Origin of the sequence: Geobacillus sp. DSP4a, assembly GCF_013096875.1 — a bacterium.
In the GTDB taxonomy this organism is placed as follows: Bacteria; Bacillota; Bacilli; order Bacillales; family Anoxybacillaceae; genus Geobacillus; species Geobacillus thermophilus.
On the sequence record NZ_SDLD01000004.1, the window covers coordinates 43,527 to 66,898 of the forward strand.

A 23,372-nucleotide genomic window follows, 5' to 3' on the forward strand; every position below is an offset into this window, starting at 1 on the left:
TTTCTATGGCAAAATCGATCGTTCACCATGTATTGTACAACGCTGCGTCCAAATCGCCAACGAAAGCGAGCGCGCCTAATCGGGATTGGTGAAAAACGTTTCGTTTCGCCCGATGAGTGGTTGGGATCGGGGAAGAAGATCCGATTTCACAAAGCTTCTCAACGTGAGAAGAACCGTTGTTGAGCGGCTTTTTCATTCCGTCGCCAACCCTTTTATGGTTTGCCCCGGCCGCATTGATGGCAATACTGCGAGATCGCAAGCTGTTCAGACGCGAAACAATTTTGGTTGCCGATAAGATGGAAATGCTAGGAGACGAGACCATGGTGTTTGCACCTGAGGTGAACCGATTGAACATTCCGAAAAACCCCATCGCCTTGATGAAAATGGTGTATCGTGACGTGCTTCCGCTTGTCCACCGCGAGCTTGCCTATTGGCGGCGCCAGGCCGAGCGCATTCCCGACCCGGAGCTTCGGCGCCAGGCCTTGGCGAGCATCGCGTCGAAAACGTTCCATTGCGAAGGCGGCTCCATTTTGGCGCTTTTGGCCGGAGAAAACATGGAGGATTGCATCCGCTTTATCGTGGCTTACCAGACGATCAGCGATTATTTGGATAATTTGTGCGACCGCAGCACCTCGCTCGATCCGCTCGACTTTCGCGCCTTGCACGATTCGATGCCGGACGCGTTGACAATCGGCGCCGAGCCGTCGAACTATTACCGCCATCGCCGCGAACAGGAAGACGGCGGCTATTTGCCGGCGCTTGTCCGCACGTGCCAAGAGGTGCTCGAGACGGTGCGCCATTATGAGACGATCGCCCCATTTTTGCATGAATTGGCCGGATATTATTGCGACTTGCAAGTGCATAAACATGTCGAAGCGAGCGAGCGGGTGCCGCGGCTGGAGAAATGGTTCGCGCAATACAAAGACGCCTTGCCGCCGATGGAGTGGTATGAGTTTTCCGCCTGCTCCGGTTCGACGCTCGGTATTTTCTGCCTCGTCGCCTATGCGTTTGGCGAATCGCTGCCGCCGGAGATGGCGAGACAAGTGCGCGACGGTTATTTTCCATACATTCAAGGGCTGCACATTTTGCTCGACTATTTGATCGATCAAGAGGAAGATCGAGCCGGCGGCGATTTGAATTTTTGCTTTTACTATCCGAATGAAACGGTGATGCTTGAGCGGCTTTGCCATTTCATCGAAGAGGCCGACCGCCATGTCGGCGCCCTTCCGCACGGCCAGTTTCACCGCCTTATTCACCGAGGGCTTCTTGGGTTGTATTTGTCGGATGCCAAGGTGAAAAAGCAACGCGGTCTGCACCGGCTGGCGCGCCGGCTCGTCCGCGCCGGCGGGGCGGCGTCGATGTTTTTTTATTGGAACGGAAAAGCGTACCGCTTTTGGCAGGAGCGACAAAAACGGCTGTCCTTTTCGTAAGGGCAGCCGTTTGCTTGTACTGGCGAGAGCAGTGGTTCGTCGGCGGATCGGACGGAATCAGGCGCTCCCATCCGCCCGATTCTCGAGTGCGATCAAAAACGGCGGGTTGTTTTGCCGATTGATGAATTCGTATTTCAAGGCATGGACGCGCCGTTGATCAAGAAAGCGGACGTAATCAAGGAGCGCGTCGCGTTCGCGCTTTCCCTCCGGATGGCCGTGGTAGACGACAAGAACGATGATGCCGCCCGGCTTTAGGATGGAAAGAAGCTGCTCGACCGCTTGAATCGTCGATTCCGGCTGGGTGGCGATTTGCTTATTGCCGCCCGGCAAATAGCCGAGGTTGAACACGGCGCCGGCGATGCGTCCGTGAACGGAGTCGGGGAGCGTTTCGAGCAGCAGGCTATGGCTTGTCTGAAACAGCGTCACCCGCCCGTCCAGCCCGTGTTCGGCGAGGCGGGCTCTGGCCGCCGCGATCGCTTCGGCTTGAATATCAAAACCAAACACATGCCCGCGCTCCCCGACGAGCTCGGCTAAAAAGACGGTGTCATGGCCGTTGCCAACCGTCGCATCGACGGCGATGTCGCCTTCGTTGACTGCTTGATCAAGCAAAAAGCGGGCAAACGGCAAAATATTCATGATGGCCATGCGTTTGCCACCCCCTGTTCGCGCCGCTTTCCTTGAAAGCTGTCCCGCCGCTTGAGTTCAGCGTCAATGGCGTTTAGCCCTTCCCATTTGTTGACGCTCCACATCGGGCCAAAATCGCCCGATCTGGCGGCGCTGCAAAACGTGCAGTCGCCATACGTCACCGTCCCGTCGCGGTTCGGGCAGTCAAACCTGCCGTCAAGGGCGACTTTGAACACGTTTTGGCCGAACGTTTGCCGCAAATGGCAGTTCCATGTGTGATACCGTTTTCCGTCGGCGGCATATGGAAATGGGATTGCGTTTGTCACGGCCGTTCTCTCCTTGTGCTGAAATGGCATCATCCTTGCATTGTACCACGGATGGCGGCAAAAAGCGACTGTTGCCAATCATTGACGTGATACAGATGAAAGCGTCGGCGCATAGTAAAGATGAGGGAACATCATGAAACGAGGTGAGCGCATGGCGACAAGACAATCGGTGGAAGAATTTTTGCAGCGGTGCGAAGACGTCATCCGCTTTGCGAAAGAACAATATACGGAAGCGCAAAAGCAAGAGCACTACAACATCACGGAATACACAAACGCCCAGCAAATGCTTGAGCAGACAGTCAACGATTTGGCTCACTTGGCGCGAAGTTGCAACGCCCAGCAGCGCGAACAGCTGCATCGGATGCGGCTTCAGCTTGAGCAGCTGCAAAACGAGATGATCTTGCTTGACCGATGAAACAAGAGCTTTGCACGATGGCCGCTATCGAAGGTCCTGGTGCATAACAAGCGGATGTTGCCTGACCGGTGAAACGGAAAGCAACCGCAGGGCGGCTGTCTGCTTGATGGCGAACACAAGGAGGAACAAGGAATGAAGCGACGTCTGAAACAAACGAACCCGGAGCAAAAAACGCGCAACGGTCACAACAACAACGATTTGGAACTCGGCCAAGACTTTGATCCGGTGAAACTGGCGAAAAAACAGTATGAACAAACAGGTGGCCAGCCGGCCCGCTCCAAGCAGCGGAACGGGTGATGCGCCGCTGTCCGTGAGGGCGCCATGCCGCCCTCTTTTTTTGATTGCTTTTTTTCGCTTTCCCACATACAATTAGTTTGGGAGTCGAAATAGCAGACGAAAAGGATGATGACCGATGCCCCGCGCTCTTTGGTGGCTGCTTGTCGGCATGGCGCTCAATGTCACAGGAGCGTCGTTTTTATGGCCGCTAAATACCATTTATTTGCATGAACAGCTCGGCCAGCCGCTCGCCGTAGCGGGAGCGGTGCTGATGCTCAACTCCGGCGGCAGCGTCATCGGCAGCTTGCTCGGCGGCATGTTGTTTGACCGGATCGGCGGGTTTCGCACGCTCGTGTCCGGAGCGTGCCTGACGATGGCGGCGCTTGCCGGTTTGGGCGTCTGGCATGGTTGGCCGCATTATGCCGTCTGGCTGGCGCTTGTCGGCATCGGCAACGGCGTCGTCTTTCCGGCGGCGTCGGCGTATGTCGGGGCGGTTTGGCCGGAAGGGGGACGGCGGGCATTCAACGCCTTGTATGTGGCGCAAAACATCGGCGTCGCCGCCGGCTCGGCGCTTGGCGGCGTTGTCGCCTCGCATTCGTTTGCGCTCGTGTTTTGGGCGAACGTTTGGCTGTATGCCGCTTTTTTGGCGACGGTCGTCATTGGGCTGCGGCGCATGCCGCTGCCGCCGTTGCGGAGAAAAGAGCGGAAGCGCCGAACGGGGGACGGGGCGCCCCGGGCGCACATCCGTGCCCTTGTCCTTCTTTGCGCCGGCTATGGATTATGCTGGATGAGCTACGTCCAATGGTCGACGACGATCGCCGCCTATACGCGCGAGCTTTCCATTCCGGTTCATCACTACAGCTTGCTTTGGACGATCAACGGCGCCTTGATCGTGCTCGGCCAGCCGCTGTTGGCGCCGTTGGTCCGCCGCTTTATGCCGGGGATGAAGCGGCAGATCGCCATCGGGTTCGCCGTTTTCACCGTCTCGTTTGCGATATTGTTTGGCGCGGATTCACTTTTGCAATTTGCGACGTCGATGGTTGTGCTCACGATCGCCGAAATGATCGTCTGGCCGGCGATTCCGGCGGTGGTGAACGAGCTGGCGCCGCTGGGGAGAGCCGGGTTTTACCAAGGGATCGTCAACGGCACGGCCACGGCTGGACGGATGATCGGGCCGGTCCTCGGCGGGTGGGTCGCCGATGCGTTCGGAATGAAACCGCTCATCGGATTGCTTGTCGCCTTCGCTCTGCTGGCCGCCGGCGCGGCGCTCGTGTATGACCGGGGGCTGCCGAAGCGGGCGGAAGAGGCGGGGGAAAAAACGGCTGTGACCGTCTAGTTTTTCGCTTGCAATCGATCGACAAATTTTTTACAATAATAATAAATTTGTCATCATAAAGCGAACAACGGTGAAGAGGAATAGTAGCGGGCTTGATGGACGGCAGAGAGTTGACGGTCGGTGCGAGTCAACCGAAGTCAATCCGCGAACTCGCCTCGGAGTTGCCGGCGTGAACGGCTGCGGCCGATAACGCCGGCCGTGAATCTGCGTTAAGGAACAAAGCGGGTGCGCCATAGGCGCGCCAAAAAAGGGTGGTACCGCGGGAAGCGTTCCTCTCGTCCCTTTTGTTCGGGATGAGGGGTTTTTTTGTACATATTTTCGTCTATGATGCAAGTAGAACTGGATAGGAGGAGTGCTGCGATGAGCTTCAACCACCGCGAAATTGAACAAAAATGGCAGGACTATTGGGAGAAAAACAAAACGTTCCGCACGCCCGATGATGACGACAAGCCGAAGTTTTATGTGCTCGACATGTTCCCGTATCCGTCCGGCGCCGGCTTGCACGTCGGCCATCCGGAAGGATATACGGCAACCGACATTTTGGCGCGCATGAAGCGGATGCAAGGGTACAACGTCCTTCACCCGATGGGCTGGGACGCATTTGGGCTGCCGGCCGAGCAATATGCGCTTGACACCGGCAACGACCCGGCGGAGTTTACGCAAAAAAACATCGACAACTTCCGCCGGCAGATCAAATCGCTCGGGTTCTCATACGACTGGGACCGTGAAATCAACACGACCGACCCGAATTATTACAAATGGACGCAATGGATTTTCTTGAAGCTGTATGAAAAAGGGCTCGCCTACATGGATGAAGTGCCGGTCAACTGGTGCCCGGCGCTCGGCACCGTGCTGGCGAACGAAGAGGTGATCAACGGTCGGAGCGAGCGCGGCGGGCATCCGGTCATCCGCAAGCCGATGCGGCAATGGGTGTTGAAAATCACCGCCTACGCCGACCGGCTGCTCGAAGACTTAGAAGAGCTCGACTGGCCGGAAAGCATTAAGGAAATGCAGCGCAACTGGATTGGCCGTTCGGAGGGAGCGGAAATCGAGTTCGCCGTCGACGGCCATGACGAAACGTTCACCGTCTTCACGACGCGGCCCGATACGCTGTTTGGCGCGACGTACACCGTCTTGGCGCCGGAGCATCCGCTCGTGGAAAAAATCACAACGCCGGAGCAAAAGCCAGCCGTTGACGCCTACTTAAAGGAAATTCAAAGCAAAAGCGACCTTGAGCGCACCGATTTGGCGAAAGAAAAAACGGGTGTGTTCACCGGCGCGTACGCCATTCACCCGGTCACCGGCGATCGGCTTCCGATTTGGATCGCCGACTACGTCTTGATGAGCTACGGCACCGGAGCGATCATGGCCGTGCCGGCGCACGATGAGCGCGACTATGAATTCGCGAAAACATTCCACTTGCCGATCAAAGAAGTCGTTGCCGGCGGGAATATCGAAAAGGAAGCGTACACCGGAGATGGTGAGCATATCAACTCCGAGTTTTTAAACGGCTTGAACAAGCAGGAAGCGATCGACAAAATGATCGCCTGGCTTGAGGAGCATGGCAAAGGGCGGAAAAAAGTGTCGTACCGGCTGCGCGACTGGCTGTTCAGCCGCCAGCGCTACTGGGGCGAGCCGATTCCGATCATCCATTGGGAAGACGGCACGATGACGCCGGTGCCGGAAGACGAACTGCCGCTTGTGTTGCCGAAAACGGATGAAATCCGTCCGTCGGGAACGGGCGAATCGCCGCTCGCCAACATCGAAGAATGGGTCAACGTCGTCGACCCGAAAACCGGCAAAAAAGGGCGGCGCGAAACGAACACGATGCCGCAATGGGCGGGCAGCTGCTGGTATTACTTGCGCTACATCGACCCCCACAACGACAAGCAGCTCGCCGATCCGGAGAAATTGAAAAAATGGCTGCCGGTCGACGTCTACATCGGCGGGGCGGAGCACGCGGTCTTGCATTTGCTTTATGCCCGCTTCTGGCATAAGTTTCTCTATGACCTTGGCATCGTGCCGACGAAAGAACCGTTCCAAAAGCTGTTCAACCAAGGGATGATTTTGGGCGAAAACAACGAAAAAATGAGCAAATCAAAAGGCAACGTCGTCAACCCGGACGACATCATCGAAAGCCATGGCGCCGACACCTTGCGGCTGTATGAAATGTTCATGGGGCCGCTTGAGGCGTCGATCGCTTGGTCGACGAAAGGGCTTGACGGGGCGCGGCGCTTCCTCGACCGCGTCTGGAGGCTCTTTGTCACCGAGAATGGCGAACTGAACCCGAACATTGTCGACGAACCGGCAAACGATACGCTCGAGCGCATCTATCACCAAACGGTGAAAAAAGTGACGGAAGACTACGAATCCTTGCGCTTTAACACCGCCATTTCGCAGCTGATGGTGTTCATCAACGAAGCGTACAAAGCGGAGCAAATGAAAAAAGAATACATGGAAGGCTTCGTCAAGCTCTTGTCACCGGTTTGTCCGCACATCGGCGAAGAGTTGTGGCAAAAGCTCGGCCATACGGACACGATCGCCTACGAACCGTGGCCGGCGTATGATGAAACGAAGCTCGTCGACGACGTCGTCGAAATCGTCGTGCAAATCAACGGCAAAGTGCGGTCGCGCCTGCACGTGCCAGCCGACTTGCCAAAAGAAGCGCTCGAGGAGCGGGCGCTGGCCGACGAAAAAATCAAAGAGCAGCTCGAGGGCAAAACGGTGCGCAAAGTGATCGCCGTCCCCGGCAAGCTCGTCAATATCGTCGCCAACTGATCGTTGGCTGTTCGATCCGCACAGGCGGTGGCGCGTGCCGTTTCCTGCGAAGCAACCGCAACGGCGCCCGCGCCGTCTGGGCCGGCTTTGTCCCTCCGCTTGGCGCGGAAGCGGGCGTCCATCGCCGATGTGCTTTTAGGCAGCGGGCGGGGAAACTGCGCTTTCTCGCCGCCGTTTGTCGAAGCGGCCAAAAGCAAGAACCGTTTGCTGAAACGATCAAAGAAAGGAGTCGGTCCGCCATGGAAGAGATCAAAGAAATTACCCCGGCTGAGGTGAAGGAAAAACTCGAACGCGGTGAAAAGCTGAACATTGTCGATGTGCGCGAAGACGAGGAAGTCGCCCTCGGCATGATTCCGGGCGCCAAGCATATCAAAATGGGCGACATCCCCGATCGGCTTGAGGAATTCGACCGCAATGAAGAATATATTTTCGTCTGCCGCTCCGGGCGGCGTAGCGAAAACGTCTGCCGCTATTTACAAGAGCGCGGCTACCGTGTTTGCAACATGACAGGCGGCATGCTTGAGTGGGAAGGGGAAACGGTGCCGAAACGATGATGCCTCGTCGCGCCTGCCGTTTCCGCCTGACCGCGGCCGGGCGTCCGTGCGAATGGCGATGTGGGCTTTCGTGAAGAAGGTTTCCATGTTAATGAGACATCACAGTTTCGGCCGACATGCAGCCGGCAGCCGAAGGCGGCCTGCACGTTTTGTTCGACAGGTGTCCCAATCGTTTGGGGCGCCTGTTTTGTTTTTTAGTGCCGAAGGGCGATGGAAGCAGACAGAAAAAACGTTATAATTTTCAGTAAAAGAAAAATGAAGGGATCGATGGTGGTTGAAACTGGGCGATCATGTGAAATTGGCCCGCTTGATGAAGGGGTTGACTCAAGAGGAGGCGGCGGACGGTATCATTTCGGTCTCGTATTTGTCGAAAATTGAAAACAATCAAGCCACGCCGAGCAAAGACGTGCTTGACCTGCTGTTCCGCCGGCTCGGCATCCGTCAAGGTGAAGGCAAAACGGCCGCTTCATGGCGTGAATCGGTGATGGACTGGTACAAAACGATGGTGGCCAGAGAGGTGCAAGCCGCCCGCGAGAAGCATGAAACGGTGAGGCAGCTGTGCCAGGAGAGCAACGATATCGAAGCGGCGATTTACTTCCAATTGATGTACGTCCGGTATTTGCTGCTGCTTCGCGATGTCAAAGGGGCTGAGGCGGCGGCGCGGAGCGTACAGGAGTGGTATGAGGCGCTCGATGATGCGATGCGCTACTACTATTGGAAGTTTTTTGGGCTTCTCTATTATTGTCAAGAAAAATACGACGATGCTTTGCAATGCTACCAAAAGGCAGAACGGTTGTCGGGGGCGGAACGCCGGCCGGGCTGGGAGAAGGCGGATTTGGATTATTTGTTGGCGCTTTCATACAGCCGGACGTGGAACGTGTTTTCGTGCCTCCGCTATGCCGAGCAGGCCTTGGCGCTCAGTCAGGCGGAGTACGATTTGCGCCGCAGCGCTGAATGCCATATTTTGCTCGCGATTTGCTACCGGCGATGCGGGGAGATCGACAAAGCGGTCGACCATTGTCTGCTGGCCCAAAAGGCGGCGAGGATGGTGGATGATCGACGACTTCTGGGGATTGTGGAACACAATCTCGGCCACTTGAAAGGAATGAAACGTCAATACCGCGAGGCGGTGCAACATTACGAGAACAGTTTGATCTATAAAGAGGACGTCCCGCTGGATGCTCGGCTCATCACGCTTTTGTCGCTCGTGCGCGTGCATTGCGATGCCAAGCATTATCGCAAAGCGTCGATGGCTGTCGAGGAAGGGTGGAAACAGCTCGAACAAGCCCCTAACGGCGCGTCCGAGCATTATGAGTATTATTTGCATTTTTCCATTTACCGGCTGCTGTTGTCGGGCGAGGGGGAAGCGTTCGAGCGGCTGCTCAAGCACGAAGCCATTCCGTATTTTCAAAGGCGGAAAGAATACGAAGACGCCGCCTGCTATGCCGAATATTTGGCCGATTACTACGCGCGCTTGCGCCAGTACAAACAAGCGGCCCATTATTATCGGCTCAGTTGCGAGCTTTTGCGGAAACGGGAAAGGAGGTGAAGCGGTTGAAAAAGCGAATCATCCTGATCATCGCACTCGCTGTCCTTGGTCTTGCTTCCGCCTTCGCCGGCGGAACCGGCGTGAAAGAAGCAGCGAAAGACGAACATCCGCCGCCGACCGTGATCGCCCGGTAACCGGGCGTGCGATAGGCCGCGAAACTAAAGCAAAACCGTAAACAGTGGCGCCCCTAAAGGGCCCCTTTTTTCTTTGAAAATGCGCCGCCTTGATCAGTCATTTTCATGCCTAGGTGGGGAGCAAGGCTTGCACATAGATGTTTTTTATGAGCGGAGGAGGCCCCCTTCCCCGGGTGGCGTCACGCCTTGCTGTGGATCAGGAAGCATTGCGCTATGGACGAAGCGAGCCTCCTTTCGTTCTCGGGATATAGCCGAAAAGAACCAGGGGAGGAAAAACGAAAGTCCGGCCGTGCACGGAGGGCGTGTCATTGCCGTTCATTTTCCCAATACAATAAGGATGACTATTTTGGTAAAATTCATAATGTAAGGAATCATCAAATACATATTCAAGAAAGGGGAAGAGGAGAATGAACAAACGGGCGATGCTCGGGGCGATCGGGCTGGCGTTCGGCCTGCTGGCGGCGCCGATCGGCGCTTCGGCGAAGGGGGAATCGATCGTCTGGAACGAACAATGGAAGACGCCGTCATTCGTGTCCGGTTCGTTGCTAAACGGAGGGGAACAAGCGCCGGAAGAGCTCGTTTATCAATACGTCGATCGGGAAAACGGCACATTCCGCCTCGGCGGACGCGCCCGCGACCGTTTGGCGCTGATCGGCAAACAGACTGACGAACTTGGCCATACCGTGATGCGGTTTGAACAGCGGCATCACGGTATACCGGTTTACGGCGCCATGCTGGCTGCCCATGTGAAAGATGGCGAGCTGATCGCGCTGTCGGGGTCTTTAATTCCCAATTTAGACGGCCAGCCTCGGTTGAAAAAGGCGAAAACGGTCACCGTCCAACAGGCGGAAGCTATTGCCGAGCAAGACGTAACGGAGACAGTGACGAAGGAGCGGCCGACAACCGAAAACGGCGAGCGGACGCGGCTCGTCATTTACCCGACTGATGGCACGGCCCGCCTCGCTTATGAAGTGAACGTCCGCTTTTTAACCCCGGTTCCCGGCAACTGGGTGTATATCATTGATGCAACCGATGGGGCCATTTTGAATAAGTTCAACCAAATCGACACCGCCAAGCCCGGCGGCGGGCAGCCGGTCGCCGGCGCGTCGACGGTCGGCGTGGGCCGGGGTGTGTTGGGGGATCAGAAATATATCAATACGACGTATTCCTCGTATTACGGCTACTACTATTTGCAAGACAATACGCGCGGCAGCGGCATTTTTACGTATGACGGACGAAACCGCACTACACTGCCCGGCAGCTTGTGGGCCGATGGCGACAACCAACTGTTCGCCAGCTATGACGCGGTGGCCGTGGACGCCCATTATTACGCCGGCGTCGTGTATGATTACTACAAAAATGTGCACGGCCGCCTGAGCTATGACGGCAGCAACGCCGCCATCCGTTCGACCGTCCATTATGGCCGCGGCTACAACAACGCGTTTTGGAACGGTTCGCAAATGGTGTACGGCGATGGCGATGGACAGACGTTTTTGCCGTTTTCCGGCGGCATTGACGTCGTTGGGCATGAGTTGACCCATGCGGTGACGGATTATACGGCCGGGCTTGTTTACCAAAACGAATCTGGCGCCATCAATGAAGCGATGTCCGATATTTTCGGCACGCTCGTGGAGTTCTACGCCAACCGCAACCCGGACTGGGAGATTGGCGAAGACATTTACACGCCTGGGGTCGCCGGCGATGCGCTCCGCTCGATGTCCGACCCGGCGAAATACGGCGATCCGGATCATTATTCCAAACGGTACACCGGCACGCAAGACAACGGCGGCGTGCATACGAACAGCGGCATCATCAATAAAGCGGCGTACTTGCTCAGCCAAGGCGGCGTCCATTACGGCGTGAGCGTCACCGGCATCGGCCGCGACAAAATGGGGAAAATTTTCTACCGGGCGCTTGTCTACTATTTGACGCCGACGTCGAACTTCAGCCAGCTGCGCGCCGCCTGCGTGCAAGCGGCCGCTGATTTGTACGGGTCGACAAGCCAAGAAGTCAACTCGGTGAAACAGGCGTTCGATGCGGTTGGAGTGTATTAAGACGAATGAAGTTTCTGACGTCACGCGTCCCGCTGTTCGGGGGCGCGTGACGCCTTTTGTGGGCAGGATTTTCCCTAAATGCGTGGAAAAGGAAAAAGAAAACGGGGGAATGGCGATGTACAAAGTGAAAGTGTTTGATAAAGAGCATGAAAAAGATTTGGAAGCGGCGGTCAATGATTTTTTAGCCCGATTGAAAGACGGACAGTTGATCGATGTCAAGTACAGCGTGGCGGCGATGGAATCGGAAGGCGAGCAAATCTACTGTTTTTCCGCCATGGTCATTTACCGGACTTGACACTTCACACGGCTCCAGACTGCGGGATTCTTTGGCCGTTTTCGTGCTGATCCCCCCAAAGCGGGCGACGCTTTTTTCGTTTCGGCATTTCCATTTCAGGCGGCGAAATTTTGCGATCGCCCGCCTTGAAGACGGGCGTTGTCGGAATGTCAGCGAACGCCCCGGAGCACCCGAGGGGCATGAGGACGGCGGTCAATTCGTTGCTGTCTGCCCCGCGGAGCCGCTCTCCCCGTTTTTTTCCGCCAATGCATAGCGGGCGGCGTTCACGCCGGCGAGCCGCCCGGTGACAAGGGCGGCGGTGATGTTGTAGCCGCCCGTGTAGCCGTGAATGTCCAAAATTTCCCCACAAAAGTAAAGGCCGGCCATGCATTTGGAGGCCATTGTTTTCGGCTCAATTTCTTTGACCGACACGCCGCCGCCGGTGACGAATGCTTTCTCAAGCGGCAGCGTGCCGTGGACGTAAAAGGTAAATTGTTTGCACTGTCGGACAAACGCCCGCAGCTCCTCATGGCCGACCGTGCCGGCAGAGGCGTGCGGGTCGATGCCGGCCCGCTCGAGCAAAAAGACGGCGTACCGCTCGGGAAGCACCGTTTTGGCGATCGTTTTCATCGCCTTTTTCGGCTCCTCTTTGCACAGCTTGGCGAACTGTTGAAACAGCTCTTCCTGCGTCACGTCCGGAAGCGCGTCGATACTCATTTTGACCGCGCCGTCCGCCGCTTTTTTCAACGCCTTAACGACAAACTGGCTGCAGCGGAGAGCAGCTGGGCCGGAAATGCCGAAGTGCGTAAACAGCATATCCATCCGGTGGGTGATGATCGGTTTGCCATTCGGCTTTAAGACGCTTAACGCGACGTCGCGCAGCGACAAGCCTTGCAGCGTCCGCTCTCGGATGAACGGCTCATGCGAGACGATCGGAACTTCGGTTGGAAACAGTTCGGTCACCGTGTGACCCGCTTTTTCCGCCCACGGATAGCCGTCGCCTGTTGAGCCGGTTTGCGGCACCGATTTGCCGCCGACGGCGACGACAACCGCACGGGCGTGGATCGTCTCCCCGCTTTTCAGCGTGACACCGACTGTTTTTCCTTGTTCATACAACACGTCCGCCACTGGCGATTCAAGTCGAACATCGACGCCAAGGCGCGACAATTCGCGAACAAGCGCGTCGACGACCGACTGGGCGCTGTCGCTTTTGGGAAACATGCGGCCGTGGTCTTCCTCCTTGAGCGGCACGCCGAGCCGCTCAAAAAAGCGGATGATGTCTTCATTGTTAAATACGGAAAAGGCGCTGTATAAAAAGCGGCCGTTGCCGGGAATATGGCGGACCATTTCATCCACCGGCAGCCGATTCGTCACGTTGCAGCGTCCGCCGCCGGAGATGGCGAGCTTGCGCCCGAGCTTCGTTCCTTTTTCCAACAAGAGCACCTTCGCCCCTTCTTCGCCGGCGCCGATGGCCGCCATGAGCCCGGACGGACCGCCGCCGATGATGATGACGTCGTATCCCATGTTCATTCCACCCTTTCTTTCTGCGCGTGGCCGATATTTTTCGTTCCATTGACAACTATGGTAAAATAGATACGTTGTCATTTTCAACGTCCATGGCTAGGGAAGGGGTCATATGTCAACATCGAAACTGCTGCGCGGCACGTTTATTTTAACGGCTGGCGTGATGATTTCTCGCCTTCTTGGTTTATTTTACGTCATCCCGTTTTACCATCTTGTCGGCGAGCGCGGCGGGGCGCTGTACGGATACGGCTATGTGCCGTACCAAATTTTTTTGAGCTTGGCGACCGGCGGGCTGCCGGTGGCGGTGTCAAAGTTTGTGTCGAAATACAACGCGCTTGGGGAATACGGCGTCGGCTATCGGCTCTTTCGCTCCGGCCTTGTCTTGATGATCGCAAGCGGCATCGCCTCATGGCTCATTTTGTACGCCCTGGCGCCCATCTTGGCGCCGCACGTCATCGATGCGAAAACGAACGTCAACTCGGTCGACGACGTCACGGCCGTCATCCGCGCGGTCAGCTTTGCGCTCCTCATCGTGCCGGTGATGAGCTTGATCCGCGGATTTTTCCAAGGACATGAGTCGATGGGCCCGACGGCGCTGTCGCAAGTCGTCGAACAAATCGCGCGCATCGCGTTTTTGCTTGGGGCGTGCTACGTCATTTTGCGCCTGATGGACGGCTCGATCGTCTCCGCTGTGAGCGCGGCGACGTTTGCCGCGTTTGTCGGGGCGGCGGCGGGGCTTTTGGTGTTGCTTGTCTATTGGTGGAAGCGGCGTCCGTATTTGCAGTCGCTGCTTGCGCGTGACCGCGGCGAAGCGGACGTGTCGCTTTTGGCGATGTATAAAGAGCTGCTTCTTTCTTCGATTCCGTTTGTTTTTGTCGGCTTGTCGATGTCGCTGTACCAGCTCGTCGATCAGTTTACGTTCAATCACGCGATGGCGGCGGCGGGCCGCGGGAGCATCTCGGAGCACGCGTATTCCGTGTTCAACATGTGGGCGCAAAAGCTCGTCGTCATCCCCGTGACGCTCGCGACCTCGTTCAGCTTGGCGCTCATCCCGACGATTACGAAAGCGTATGTCGCGCAAGACCGGAAAGCGCTGCGGCAATATTTGAACCAGACGTTTCAAGTGCTCATGTTTTTAACGCTCCCGGCGGTGATTGGCATGGCGGTGCTGGCAGGGCCGGTGTACAGCTCGTTTTACAGCTATGATCCGCTTGGTGAACAAGTGTTGCGCTGGTATGCGCCGGCGGCGATTTTGTACGCTTTGTTTTCTGTGACGGCGGCGATCATGCAAGGCATCAACGAGCAGCGGTTTACGGTCGTCAGTTTGACAGCCGGCTTGCTTGTGAAGCTTTTGCTCAACACGCTGCTCATTATGAAATGGTCGGCCGTCGGGGCCATTGTGGCCACGATGGCGGGCTATTTCGTCTCGGTGGCGTTCAATTTATGGGTCATTCAGCGCCGCACGCGCTACCGCTATCAGTTTGTCGCCCGCCGGACGGCGTTTATGGCCATCCTGACGGCGGCGATGTCAGCGGCGGTTATGGGGGTCGAGGCGCTGGCGTCCCGATGGATCGATTACCGCGCCGGCACCGCTGAATCGGTGGGCGCTGTTTCCATCGGCGTAGCGGTCGGGGCGGCCGTCTACTTGTTTCTCAGCATCCGCTCCGGGTTGTTTTCGGCGCTGTTTGGCGACCGGTTTGCGTTTTGGCGCCGGAAAGAGAAAAAGGCGGTATCGTAGACGAGGGTGTATGGGGGGATCGGCCGTTTCCTAGAAGCGGCTCGTTTAGGCCGGGAGCCTGGCGGACGGCGCTTCTTGCGAACATCGCGGCGCCCGAGCGAAAGGGTTCGACGACGGCTGTTTTTCGCCCTCCCCCATGCCGTTCGGCTTGCGGCAAAAAAAGAAGAAGGCGGTCGTCCCCGCCTTCTTTCTCCATTTCGCTTACGACAGGCCGAGCCGGCGTTCGACGCGATCGAGGCGGCTTTCCACCCGGTCGAGCCGGCGGTCGAGCCGTTCGACGGCCCGCTCAAGCCGTTCGATGCGCCGCGCCCAGTTGGCGAATGGCCCGCCTGGGTATCCGGGCCAAAATTGGCTGGCTGGCGGCTGTTGACGGTAATCATCCAACGTTGGGACATAATAGTAATATTCATTCATCGGCAAATCCCCCTTCTTGATGTTTCCTTCACAGTGTATGGGGGGAAGGCGGAAGCGGACTAGATGAACGCCTAATGAAGGCCATATTTTTAGGAGGGAGATTTGTGGAGCTGCGCATTGACAAGCTGCTCGCCCATATGGGGTATGGGACGAGGAAGGAAGTGAAAAAGCTGCTCAAGTCCGGAGCGGTGAAAGTGGACGGCGCGCCGGTTCGTGATGCGAAAACGAAAGTGCGGCCGGATGAGCAAATCGTGACCGTTTGGGGAGAAACGGTCGAGTACAAGCCATTCATTTACTTGATGATGAATAAGCCTTCGGGGGTCGTTTCCGCGACGGAAGATGCCGTGGAAGAGACGGTCGTCGATTTGCTTGAAGAAGAAGACCGGGCATTTTCCCCGTTTCCGGTCGGGCGGCTTGACAAAGATACGGAAGGGCTGCTGCTCTTGACGAATGACGGCCAGCTCGCCCATCAGCTGTTGTCGCCGAAAAAACACGTGCCGAAAACGTATTTTGCCGTCGTGGACGGGGAAGTGACGGAAGCGGATGTCGCGGCGTTTCAGCGCGGCGTCGTCCTTGATGACGGCTATGAAACAAAGCCGGCCAAGCTCGTTGTGTTGAAATCCGGCCTTCGTTCCGATGTCGAGGTGACGATCACCGAAGGGAAGTTCCATCAAGTGAAGCGGATGTTTCAAGCGGTCGGCAAGCGGGTCGTCTATTTAAAACGAATTCAAATGGGGCCGCTGCCGCTTGACCCGGATTTGGCGGTCGGTGAGTATCGGGAATTGACGGACGAAGAGGTGGACATGTTGAAGCAATACCGGCCAGAGACGGACGAAAAAAAAGGAACCTGACGCGGTTCCTTTTTTATGGAAAAATAGTGGATATTCATCTGTGGAAAAATGGTTCGCGTTCATCTCCCATCTTGCCTACCCTATTGGCACCGGGTTTACGAAGAGATGCGCACTTTTTTGTTTGTGGTCGTCCATTTGCCCTTGCTTGGGCTGCGAACGAGATCGTTGTACATAAGCACGTTTAAGTCGCGCTGGATCGTTCGTGGGGTGGTGCCGAACTCATCAACAAGCTCTTGGGTCGTAACCGTTCCTTTTTCGCTAATGTACATATACACGGATTTGATGCGGGTAAGCATCCGATGTGTTGAAGGTTTCAAAAGACCACTCCCTATCTTAGCATCATTCGCATGGCACAACCGACTGCTAGCAGATGAGAGATGTCTTTGTCTGTTTACTACCATTGTACACGAAATAAGAGGGAAAATGCTACCCGGTTGCCTCTATTCACGAAAAATTTCAACATTTTGTCATGAAACGGAAATCGATTTGCAACGAATGAAACATTTTGACTTCCTGTTTTTGATATGATACGTTGGCAACAAAGGGTGTTGAATAAGGAAAGGAAGAATGGCGTTGAACATCGACTGGATGAACGAAGCGAAGAAACGAAAAGACGATCTTGTCCGCGACGTGCAAGCGCTTGTCCGCATTCCGAGCGTCCGCGATGACGGCGGGGCGAAACCGGGGGCGCCGTTTGGCCCGAAGGTGGCGGAGGCGCTCGATTACATGTTAACTCGCGGTCAAGAAGAAGGATTTCGCATTAAAAACGTCGACGGCTATGCCGGTCATATCGAAATGGGAGAAGGGGAGAAGCTCGTCGGCGTGCTCGGCCATCTGGACGTCGTGCCGGCAGGGGACGGTTGGTCCGTTGATCCGTTTGCTGCTGAGGTCAAGGATGGCCGCCTTTACGGGCGCGGGGCGATCGATGACAAAGGGCCGACCATCGCGGCGTTTTACGCCTTGAAAATCGTCAAAGAACTCGGCTTGCCGCTCCGCAAGCGGGTGCGGCTTATCCTCGGCGGCGACGAGGAAAGCGATTGGCGTTGCGTCGCTCATTATTTTCAGCGGGAAGAAATGCCGGATGTCGGGTTTGCGCCGGATGCTGATTTTCCGATCATTCATGCCGAAAAAGGAATCATTGACGCCGATTTGTCGTACCGACCGCCTGAATCGGCGGAGGCGGAAGGGCTCGCGCTTGCCTCATTCCAAGCCGGGCGCCGCTACAATATGGTGCCGGATGCGGCCGAAGCGGTGATGGAAGGAGCGGGACGGACGGAGGAGCTGCTTGGCCTCTATGAACAGTTTTGCCGAGAGCGCGGCGTAAAGGGGAGCATGAGGCAAAGCGAAGGGGCCGTCGTCTTTCAATTGGAAGGGGTGTCCGCTCATGGCGCCGAGCCGGAGCGCGGCAAAAACGCCGGCGTCTATTTGGCGCAGTTTTTGGCGTCGCTTCCGCTCGATGGCCGAAGCCGGCCGTTCGTTCAGTTTGTGACCTCCGCCTTTTTCGGCGATGCCCGCGGCCGGCGGCTCGGCCTTGCGTATCGGGACGAACAAAGCGGCGACTTGACCGTCAACGTCGGGGTGCTGTCGTATGACCGGCGGCATGGCGGAACGATTGGGCTGAACATCCGCTATCCGGTGACGGCCGACGGCGACGCGATCCGCCGGACGCTCGCCGGCGCTGCGGCTGAACATGGATTCGCGCTCAGCCGTTTCAGCGATACGAAACCTCATTATATCGATCCGAGCCACGAGCTTGTCCGCACGCTTCAGCGCGTCTACGAAGAGCAGACGGGCGAGCCGGCCCGGCTTTTGGCCATCGGCGGCGGCACATACGCCCGCGCCTTGACCGCCGGGGTGGCGTTTGGCGCGTTGTTTCCGGGCCGTCCGGATGTCGCCCACCAGAAAGATGAGTATATCGAAATCGACGATTTGGTGAAAGCGACCGCCATTTACGCGCAGGCGATCTACGAGCTGGCGAAATAAACGGCGGTCCGCCGCTCCGGCGAAAAAGAGAGCGGGGCGGGCGTTGTTTTAACGAAAGGGGGGACGGGATGGAAGCGGCGTTCAAACGGGGGGCGGCAGCGCGAAAAACGGTGTTTCCGCTCTTTTACTTTCTCATCTTTTTTGCTTTTGGCGCGTTGTTTCCGCTTTTGTCCGTCTATTTGCAGGAAGAGGCGCGCCTTTCGGGGGCGGCGATCGGCTGGATCATGTCTCTTCCTCCGATCGTGACGATGGCGGCCCAGCCGCTTTGGGGCACGGCGGCCGATTACACGCGCAAACCGGTCGGCCTTTTGCTGGCAGCGCTCGTGCTGGCGGCGCTGTTTGGGGTCATGTATGCGCTCGCCGGCAGCTATCGGCTGTTTGTTGTGCTCACCGTGCTGCTGTCAGCGATGCAAAGCGCCATCGTTCCGCTTTCCGACAGCCTCGCCCTTCGCCATGTGCACGAACAGGGAGGAAACTACGGGGCGATCCGGCTGTGGGGGTCGCTTGGGTTTGCGATGGCGGTGCTGGCCGTCGGCTGGCTGTCTGATCATATCGCCTTTGCGGTCATTTTTTACGCCTTTTCGTTGGCGCTGCTCACCGCGGCGGCTTTGGCCACCCGCCTGCCGCGCTATCCGATGGGGGCGCCGGGGGCGCTGACGCGGCAGGACGTGCGCGGGCTGCTGGCGTCCCGCCCGTTTCGGCTGCTGCTTGTGGCGACGTTTTTATTGTTTGGCCCGATTTTGGCCAACAATTCGTATTTCGGGTTGCTCATTCATGAGCTGGGCGGGACGTTGACCGGCATTGGCCTTGCTTTTTTGTTTGCCGCCGGCAGCGAGGCGCCGTTTATGAAAGCGGCGGATCGGCTCATCGGCCGTTTCGGCATGGTGCGGCTTCTTCTATTGGCGGCGCTCATCTCGGCGGCTCGCTGGCTGGCGTATGCGGCCGACCCGCCGCTTTGGTTTGTGTATATGACGACGGTCGTGCAAGGCTGTTCGGTCGGTCTGGCGATCCCGACGGCGCTGCAATATGCGCGCCGCCTGGCGCCGGAGCGGGTGCAGGCGACGGCCGTCGCGCTATACTCAGCGGTCGGCAACGGCCTTGGCGCGTGGTTTTGCACGTTGGTGGGCGGATATTTGCTTGAGCGTTGGCAGATCGGCGCTGTCTACTTGTTTTTTAGCATCTGCACGATCGTGGGTGTGCTCGTGCTCCTTTTGCTCGCAAAACGAGAACGAACGGCAGGTGAAGAGAAGTGAAACGAAGCCATTATTTTATCGCTGTTCCGCTGACGTCTGAAGCGAAACAAGCCATTGCCCGATTTTCGGGGGATGCGTCGTCATCGCTGCCGTTTCGCACATGGGTGCATGAAGAGGATTATCATATCACCCTCGCGTTTTTAGGCGATGTGCCGCCGGGGAAAATGGCGCCGCTGTGCGAAGCGATGGCCGCCGTCGCCGCCAAAAGCGCCCCGTTTTCCCTCGCGCTTGCCGGACTGGGGACGTTCGGGGAGCGGACGGCGCCGCGCATTTTTTGGCAAGGGGTGAAAGAGGAGGCTGCGTTGAACGAGCTGCGACGCGATGTGTATGAAGCGTGCCTTGCGCTCGGCTTTTCCCTCGACCGGCGGCCGTTTGCCCCGCATATTACGATCGCCCGCAAATGGCAGGGCGAGGCGCCGTTTCAGCCGGAGGCGCTCCGTTCGCTTCCAGCCGCTTCGACGGTGTTTTCGGTGCCGGAAATCGTGCTGTACCGGACGAATATGGAGAAAACGCCGAAATACGAGACGATCGCCGCGTTCCCGTTGCTTGGCGCGCCGGACGGCCGGAGCGGGTGAAGGCATGGGGCAGCTTTTGAAGCTGCGGGATTATATTTCCCGCTATGAAACGGATGTGTATCATTATGTGCCGGAGTTTATCCGGCTGAAACAATGGCAATGGGAGCAGGCGAAAGCGCGTTGGGAGGCGGAGCGGGACGCCGATGGCGCGCGGCGGGAACCGGGAGAAACGTGGGACTTTTTGCTTGACAAGCCGTCATGGTGGGAGCGGCTCATCGGCCGCTGGCGCCGCGGCCCGGAGCCGGAGATGGACGAAGAACGGCCGCCCGCCCCGTCTTTGAGCCGGGCGGCCACCCTCGATGAGCTGAAGCGGCAGTTTCTTGACGATTTGTTTGAGCTCCAGCTGAGATGGGCGAGTTCAACGATGACGCACATCTCTTTTGTGGATGAAGCATGGTACGGCGATGAAAGGTTGAAATATTTTTTGCAGCGGTTTCCGGACACCTATTTATGTTTTTACCGGCCAGTCGCGGCAGCCGGCAAGGCGGCCGTCGAGCTTGAGACGATTTTGTTGACGCCGGCGGCCGCTTGGTGCCTCGCGTTTGTCGAAGGGGAGCCGGACAACGTCGTCATCGCCTCCACCGGCCGGTTTTGGGTGGAACGCGCCGGAGCGGACACAGTGAAGCGGGTCAACCCGGTTATCTCGCTGCGGCGGACGGAAGGAATCGTTTCGGACATTTTCCGCCGGCACGGTGTGGAGTGGCCGATCCATCTGGCGGTTGTCAACCGCTATGGCTACATTGACAGTGGCCATCTCTTTCCATTTGTCCGCTATATCGATAAGCGAAACTATGAATCATGGTTTTCCCGCCTGCGCGGCTCGGCCCTGCCGCTTCGGCACGGGCAGCTGAAGGCGGCTGAAGCACTGCTCAGGCATTGCATCAGCTTTTCGAGCCGCCGTTATGACGGGAATAGCGGCGTTGATGAGTGGCAACAATAGAATCATGTGTGCATCGATGGGGCGACCGGCCGTTTTTTTGGCACCGCCCTTTTTCTTTTGCGTATGATAGTACTAACGGGAGGCAAAAAAAGGGGGTGAACCGCGATGCTTCACATCAGCCGAACGTTTGCCGCCTATTTGGACGAGATCGATCAAATAACAGTGATCGTGCCGAAAGCGCGCTGCCTCGACAACATGGAGCCGTTTGTGATGACGGCGCCCAGCGGAGAAGACATCCCGCTTGTGGTGCAACAAAAGGAGGACTTGGGCGATGCGGTCAAATATGTGTGCCGGTTTTCGGTGCCGTTTCAAATTGGAGAGACGCATTGGATTCGCGCCCGCTCCGGGGAGGAGTCCGATGTGCAAATCGGGGCGGTGGTGCGGACGGCAGCGTTTGATGACCAGTTTTTTTACGACGGAAAGCTTGGCGTGGAGTATGCGAAAGAGCAGACGATCTTCCGCGTTTGGGCGCCGACGGCCACTGCCGTGAGCGTCAAGCTCGTCCATCCAGACCATGGCGATGTCCGCTATGTGCCGCTTGTGCGCGGGGAGCGCGGCGTCTGGTCGGTGGCCGTCTCCGGGGACTGGGAGCGGGCGCGCTATATGTATGTCGCCTGCATTAACCGCGTCTGGCGCGAGGCGGTTGACCCGTATGCGACCGCTGTCTCGGTCAACGGAGAGCATGGCGTGATCGTAGATTGGGAAAAAACGAAGCTGGCCAAGCCTGCTCCGCCGCTTCCGCCATGCCCGTCGCCGACCGATGCCGTCATTTACGAGCTGAGCATCCGCGATTTTACGAGCCATCCCGACAGCGGCGCCGTCTGGAAAGGAAAATACCTCGGGTTGACGGAGGAACATACGCGCGGGCCGAACGGGACCGTCACTGGGCTTTCCTATTTGAAGGAGCTGGGCGTCACCCATGTCCAGCTCATGCCGTTTGCCGATTTCGCCGGGGTCGATGAGCGCGATCCACAAGCGGCCTACAACTGGGGATACAATCCACTTCATCTATATGCGCCGGAAGGAAGCTATGCCACCGATCCGCATGATCCATACGCGCGCATTGTCGAGCTGAAGCAGGCGATCCGCGCGCTGCAGGAGAACGGCTTGCGCGTCGTGATGGACGCGGTGTACAACCATGTGTACGACCGGGAGCAGTCGCCGCTTGAGAATCTTGTTCCCGGCTATTACTTCCGCTATGACGCCTACGGCCGGCCGGCCAACGGCACCGGTGTCGGCAACGATATCGCCTCCGAGCGGCGGATGGCGCGCCGCTGGATTGTCGATTCAGTGGTGTTTTGGGCGAAAGAGTACGGCATAAACGGGTTTCGTTTTGATTTGATGGGCGTGCATGATATCGAAACGATGAAGTCGGTGCGCGACGCGCTCGATGCGATCGACCCGTCCATTCTCGTCTATGGGGAAGGCTGGGACTTGCCGACGCCACTCGCTCCGGAGCAAAAAGCGACGATGGCGAACGCCAAGCGGCTGCCGCGCCTTGCCTATTTCAATGACCGGTTCCGCGATGCGGTCAAAGGCAGCACCTTCTATTTGCCGGACCGCGGGTTCGCTCTTGGCGACTCCGCCGGCCGCGAGCAGGTCAAAACGGCGATCGCCGGCAGCCTGCAGGCGTTCGGCGGTCTGTTTTGCCATCCGCTTCAATCGATCAACTATGTCGAATGCCATGACAACCATACATTTTGGGACAAAATGGAGGCCGCCAACGGCCATGAACCGGAATGGCTTCGTCGTAAACGGCAAAAATTGGCGACTGCAATCGTTCTGTTGGCGCAAGGCATCCCGTTTTTGCACAGCGGCCAAGAGTTTTATCGGACGAAAGGCGGCGACGAAAACAGCTACCGGTCGCCCGATGCGGTCAACCGGCTCGACTGGGAGCGGAAAAGCCGCTATGAAGACGATGTCCGCTACATCCAAGGATTGATCGCCATCCGCCGGGCGCACGGCGCGTTCCGCCTAGCGACCGAAGTCGATGTGCAGCGCCATTTGACGTTTCTCGAACCAATCCCGCCATCGGTCATCGCCTATTGGCTGCGCGATGTCGCCCTTTACGGACTGTGGACGGACATTGTCGTCATTCACCATAACGAGGAAACTGGGGTAGTCATCGCCCTTCCGGATGACGGGGAATGGCACGTTGTATGTGACGGAGAGCGAAGCGGGACCGTCCCTCTTCGGCAAGTGCGCCGCTTTTTGGACGCGGACGGCATCGGCACATGGGTGCTCGTCAAAACGGGCGCGGCCGCGGATGTGGAAAACGGAAAATGAAGCCGGACGGCATGACAGCGGCCCCGCCGTTTTTTCGCCTTGGCGGATGAAGAATGGA

21 protein-coding genes, 1 pseudogene and 1 other annotated feature are annotated in these 23,372 nt (G+C 57.4%); of the genes and pseudogenes, 17 read left to right on the plus strand and 5 right to left on the minus strand.

Annotated features, from left to right (window positions below):
- The first annotated feature begins 320 nt into the window (after nt 1–320).
- On the plus strand, nt 321–1,430 hold the full coding sequence (locus tag ETC02_RS02670; protein WP_095859810.1) for a tetraprenyl-beta-curcumene synthase family protein: 1,110 nt from the start codon (nt 321–323) through the stop codon (nt 1,428–1,430).
- Nucleotides 1,431–1,487: 57 nt separating this feature from the next.
- On the opposite strand, the gene mnmM is transcribed toward ETC02_RS02670, so the two are convergent.
- Both mnmM and ETC02_RS02680 read right to left on the minus strand, forming a co-directional pair.
- Nucleotides 1,488–2,075 carry a tRNA 5-(aminomethyl)-2-thiouridylate-methyltransferase MnmM gene (gene mnmM, locus ETC02_RS02675; protein WP_049625025.1) on the minus strand — a complete coding sequence of 196 codons (588 nt, stop codon included), beginning with the start codon at nt 2,073–2,075 and terminating at the stop codon, nt 1,488–1,490.
- A gap of 110 nt (nt 2,076–2,185) precedes the next feature.
- A pseudogene (locus ETC02_RS02680) lies at nt 2,186–2,410 on the minus strand (hypothetical protein); the annotation flags it as partial.
- 121 nt (nt 2,411–2,531) lie between these two features.
- Here ETC02_RS02680 and ETC02_RS02685 point away from each other — a divergent pair.
- The 9 genes from ETC02_RS02685 (at nt 2,532) to ETC02_RS02720 (ending at nt 11,771) form a co-directional block, all read left to right on the plus strand.
- A complete protein-coding gene (locus tag ETC02_RS02685) occupies nt 2,532–2,795 on the plus strand; it encodes a YtzC family protein (RefSeq protein WP_033009819.1) in 264 nt (87 codons plus the stop codon).
- Between the two features lie 132 nt (nt 2,796–2,927).
- Complete coding sequence (locus ETC02_RS02690) at nt 2,928–3,092, plus strand: hypothetical protein (RefSeq protein ID WP_033009817.1); 165 nt, start codon at nt 2,928–2,930, stop codon at nt 3,090–3,092.
- 115 nt (nt 3,093–3,207) lie between these two features.
- Nucleotides 3,208–4,407 (plus strand): MDR family MFS transporter, encoded by a 1,200-nt coding sequence (locus tag ETC02_RS02695; RefSeq protein WP_050367713.1) that lies wholly within the window; start codon nt 3,208–3,210, stop codon nt 4,405–4,407.
- Nucleotides 4,408–4,468: 61 nt separating this feature from the next.
- Nucleotides 4,469–4,693: a binding site (T-box leader), on the plus strand.
- A 74-nt stretch (nt 4,694–4,767) separates the two neighbouring features.
- The gene (leuS, locus tag ETC02_RS02700; RefSeq protein WP_171698025.1) at nt 4,768–7,185 is read left to right on the plus strand and encodes a leucine--tRNA ligase; all 2,418 of its coding nucleotides are present in this window, start codon (nt 4,768–4,770) and stop codon (nt 7,183–7,185) included.
- A 239-nt stretch (nt 7,186–7,424) separates the two neighbouring features.
- Complete coding sequence (locus tag ETC02_RS02705; protein ID WP_050367712.1) at nt 7,425–7,739, plus strand: rhodanese-like domain-containing protein; 315 nt, start codon at nt 7,425–7,427, stop codon at nt 7,737–7,739.
- A 274-nt stretch (nt 7,740–8,013) separates the two neighbouring features.
- The gene (locus tag ETC02_RS02710) at nt 8,014–9,288 is read left to right on the plus strand and encodes a helix-turn-helix domain-containing protein (RefSeq protein ID WP_095859807.1); all 1,275 of its coding nucleotides are present in this window, start codon (nt 8,014–8,016) and stop codon (nt 9,286–9,288) included.
- A gap of 5 nt (nt 9,289–9,293) precedes the next feature.
- Nucleotides 9,294–9,422, plus strand: coding sequence for a hypothetical protein (locus ETC02_RS18055; RefSeq protein ID WP_256370876.1), 129 nt, complete (start codon nt 9,294–9,296; stop codon nt 9,420–9,422).
- Nucleotides 9,423–9,829: 407 nt separating this feature from the next.
- Nucleotides 9,830–11,476, plus strand: a complete 1,647-nt coding sequence (locus ETC02_RS02715; RefSeq protein ID WP_094239108.1) for a M4 family metallopeptidase — start codon at nt 9,830–9,832, stop codon at nt 11,474–11,476.
- A gap of 115 nt (nt 11,477–11,591) precedes the next feature.
- Complete coding sequence (locus ETC02_RS02720) at nt 11,592–11,771, plus strand: sporulation protein Cse60 (RefSeq protein WP_008880941.1); 180 nt, start codon at nt 11,592–11,594, stop codon at nt 11,769–11,771.
- Nucleotides 11,772–11,963: 192 nt separating this feature from the next.
- Here the strand turns inward: ETC02_RS02720 and ETC02_RS02725 are convergent, their stop codons facing one another.
- Nucleotides 11,964–13,274, minus strand: coding sequence for a BaiN/RdsA family NAD(P)/FAD-dependent oxidoreductase (locus ETC02_RS02725; RefSeq protein WP_050367710.1), 1,311 nt, complete (start codon nt 13,272–13,274; stop codon nt 11,964–11,966).
- A gap of 112 nt (nt 13,275–13,386) precedes the next feature.
- Here ETC02_RS02725 and ETC02_RS02730 point away from each other — a divergent pair, with 112 nt between their 5' ends.
- Nucleotides 13,387–15,012: a putative polysaccharide biosynthesis protein gene (locus ETC02_RS02730; RefSeq protein WP_171698026.1), complete on the plus strand. Its 1,626-nt coding sequence runs from the start codon at nt 13,387–13,389 to the stop codon at nt 15,010–15,012.
- A 201-nt stretch (nt 15,013–15,213) separates the two neighbouring features.
- On the opposite strand, the gene ETC02_RS02735 is transcribed toward ETC02_RS02730, so the two are convergent.
- On the minus strand, nt 15,214–15,426 hold the full coding sequence (locus ETC02_RS02735) for a hypothetical protein (RefSeq protein WP_033006856.1): 213 nt from the start codon (nt 15,424–15,426) through the stop codon (nt 15,214–15,216).
- Nucleotides 15,427–15,530: 104 nt separating this feature from the next.
- Between ETC02_RS02735 and ETC02_RS02740 the strand changes: the two genes are divergently transcribed.
- Nucleotides 15,531–16,277 carry a pseudouridine synthase gene (locus ETC02_RS02740; protein ID WP_033009804.1) on the plus strand — a complete coding sequence of 249 codons (747 nt, stop codon included), beginning with the start codon at nt 15,531–15,533 and terminating at the stop codon, nt 16,275–16,277.
- Nucleotides 16,278–16,372: 95 nt separating this feature from the next.
- On the opposite strand, the gene ETC02_RS02745 is transcribed toward ETC02_RS02740, so the two are convergent.
- The gene (locus ETC02_RS02745; RefSeq protein ID WP_008880936.1) at nt 16,373–16,594 is read right to left on the minus strand and encodes a DeoR family transcriptional regulator; all 222 of its coding nucleotides are present in this window, start codon (nt 16,592–16,594) and stop codon (nt 16,373–16,375) included.
- A gap of 250 nt (nt 16,595–16,844) precedes the next feature.
- On the opposite strand from ETC02_RS02745, the gene pepV reads away from it, so the two are divergent.
- The 5 genes from pepV (at nt 16,845) to pulA (ending at nt 23,314) form a co-directional block, all read left to right on the plus strand.
- Nucleotides 16,845–18,260 carry a dipeptidase PepV gene (gene pepV / locus ETC02_RS02750; RefSeq protein WP_171698027.1) on the plus strand — a complete coding sequence of 472 codons (1,416 nt, stop codon included), beginning with the start codon at nt 16,845–16,847 and terminating at the stop codon, nt 18,258–18,260.
- Between the two features lie 68 nt (nt 18,261–18,328).
- Entirely contained in the window at nt 18,329–19,513 is a 1,185-nt protein-coding gene (gene malA / locus ETC02_RS02755) for a maltose permease (protein WP_047818891.1), read from the plus strand.
- Entirely contained in the window at nt 19,510–20,088 is a 579-nt protein-coding gene (gene thpR / locus ETC02_RS02760) for an RNA 2',3'-cyclic phosphodiesterase (protein ID WP_049626118.1), read from the plus strand. Before malA ends, thpR begins: the two co-directional genes overlap by 4 nt.
- A 4-nt stretch (nt 20,089–20,092) precedes the next feature.
- The gene (locus tag ETC02_RS02765; protein WP_047818889.1) at nt 20,093–21,028 is read left to right on the plus strand and encodes a hypothetical protein; all 936 of its coding nucleotides are present in this window, start codon (nt 20,093–20,095) and stop codon (nt 21,026–21,028) included.
- 105 nt (nt 21,029–21,133) lie between these two features.
- Nucleotides 21,134–23,314, plus strand: a complete 2,181-nt coding sequence (gene pulA, locus ETC02_RS02770; RefSeq protein ID WP_050367709.1) for a type I pullulanase — start codon at nt 21,134–21,136, stop codon at nt 23,312–23,314.
- The last annotated feature ends 58 nt before the right edge of the window (nt 23,315–23,372 follow it).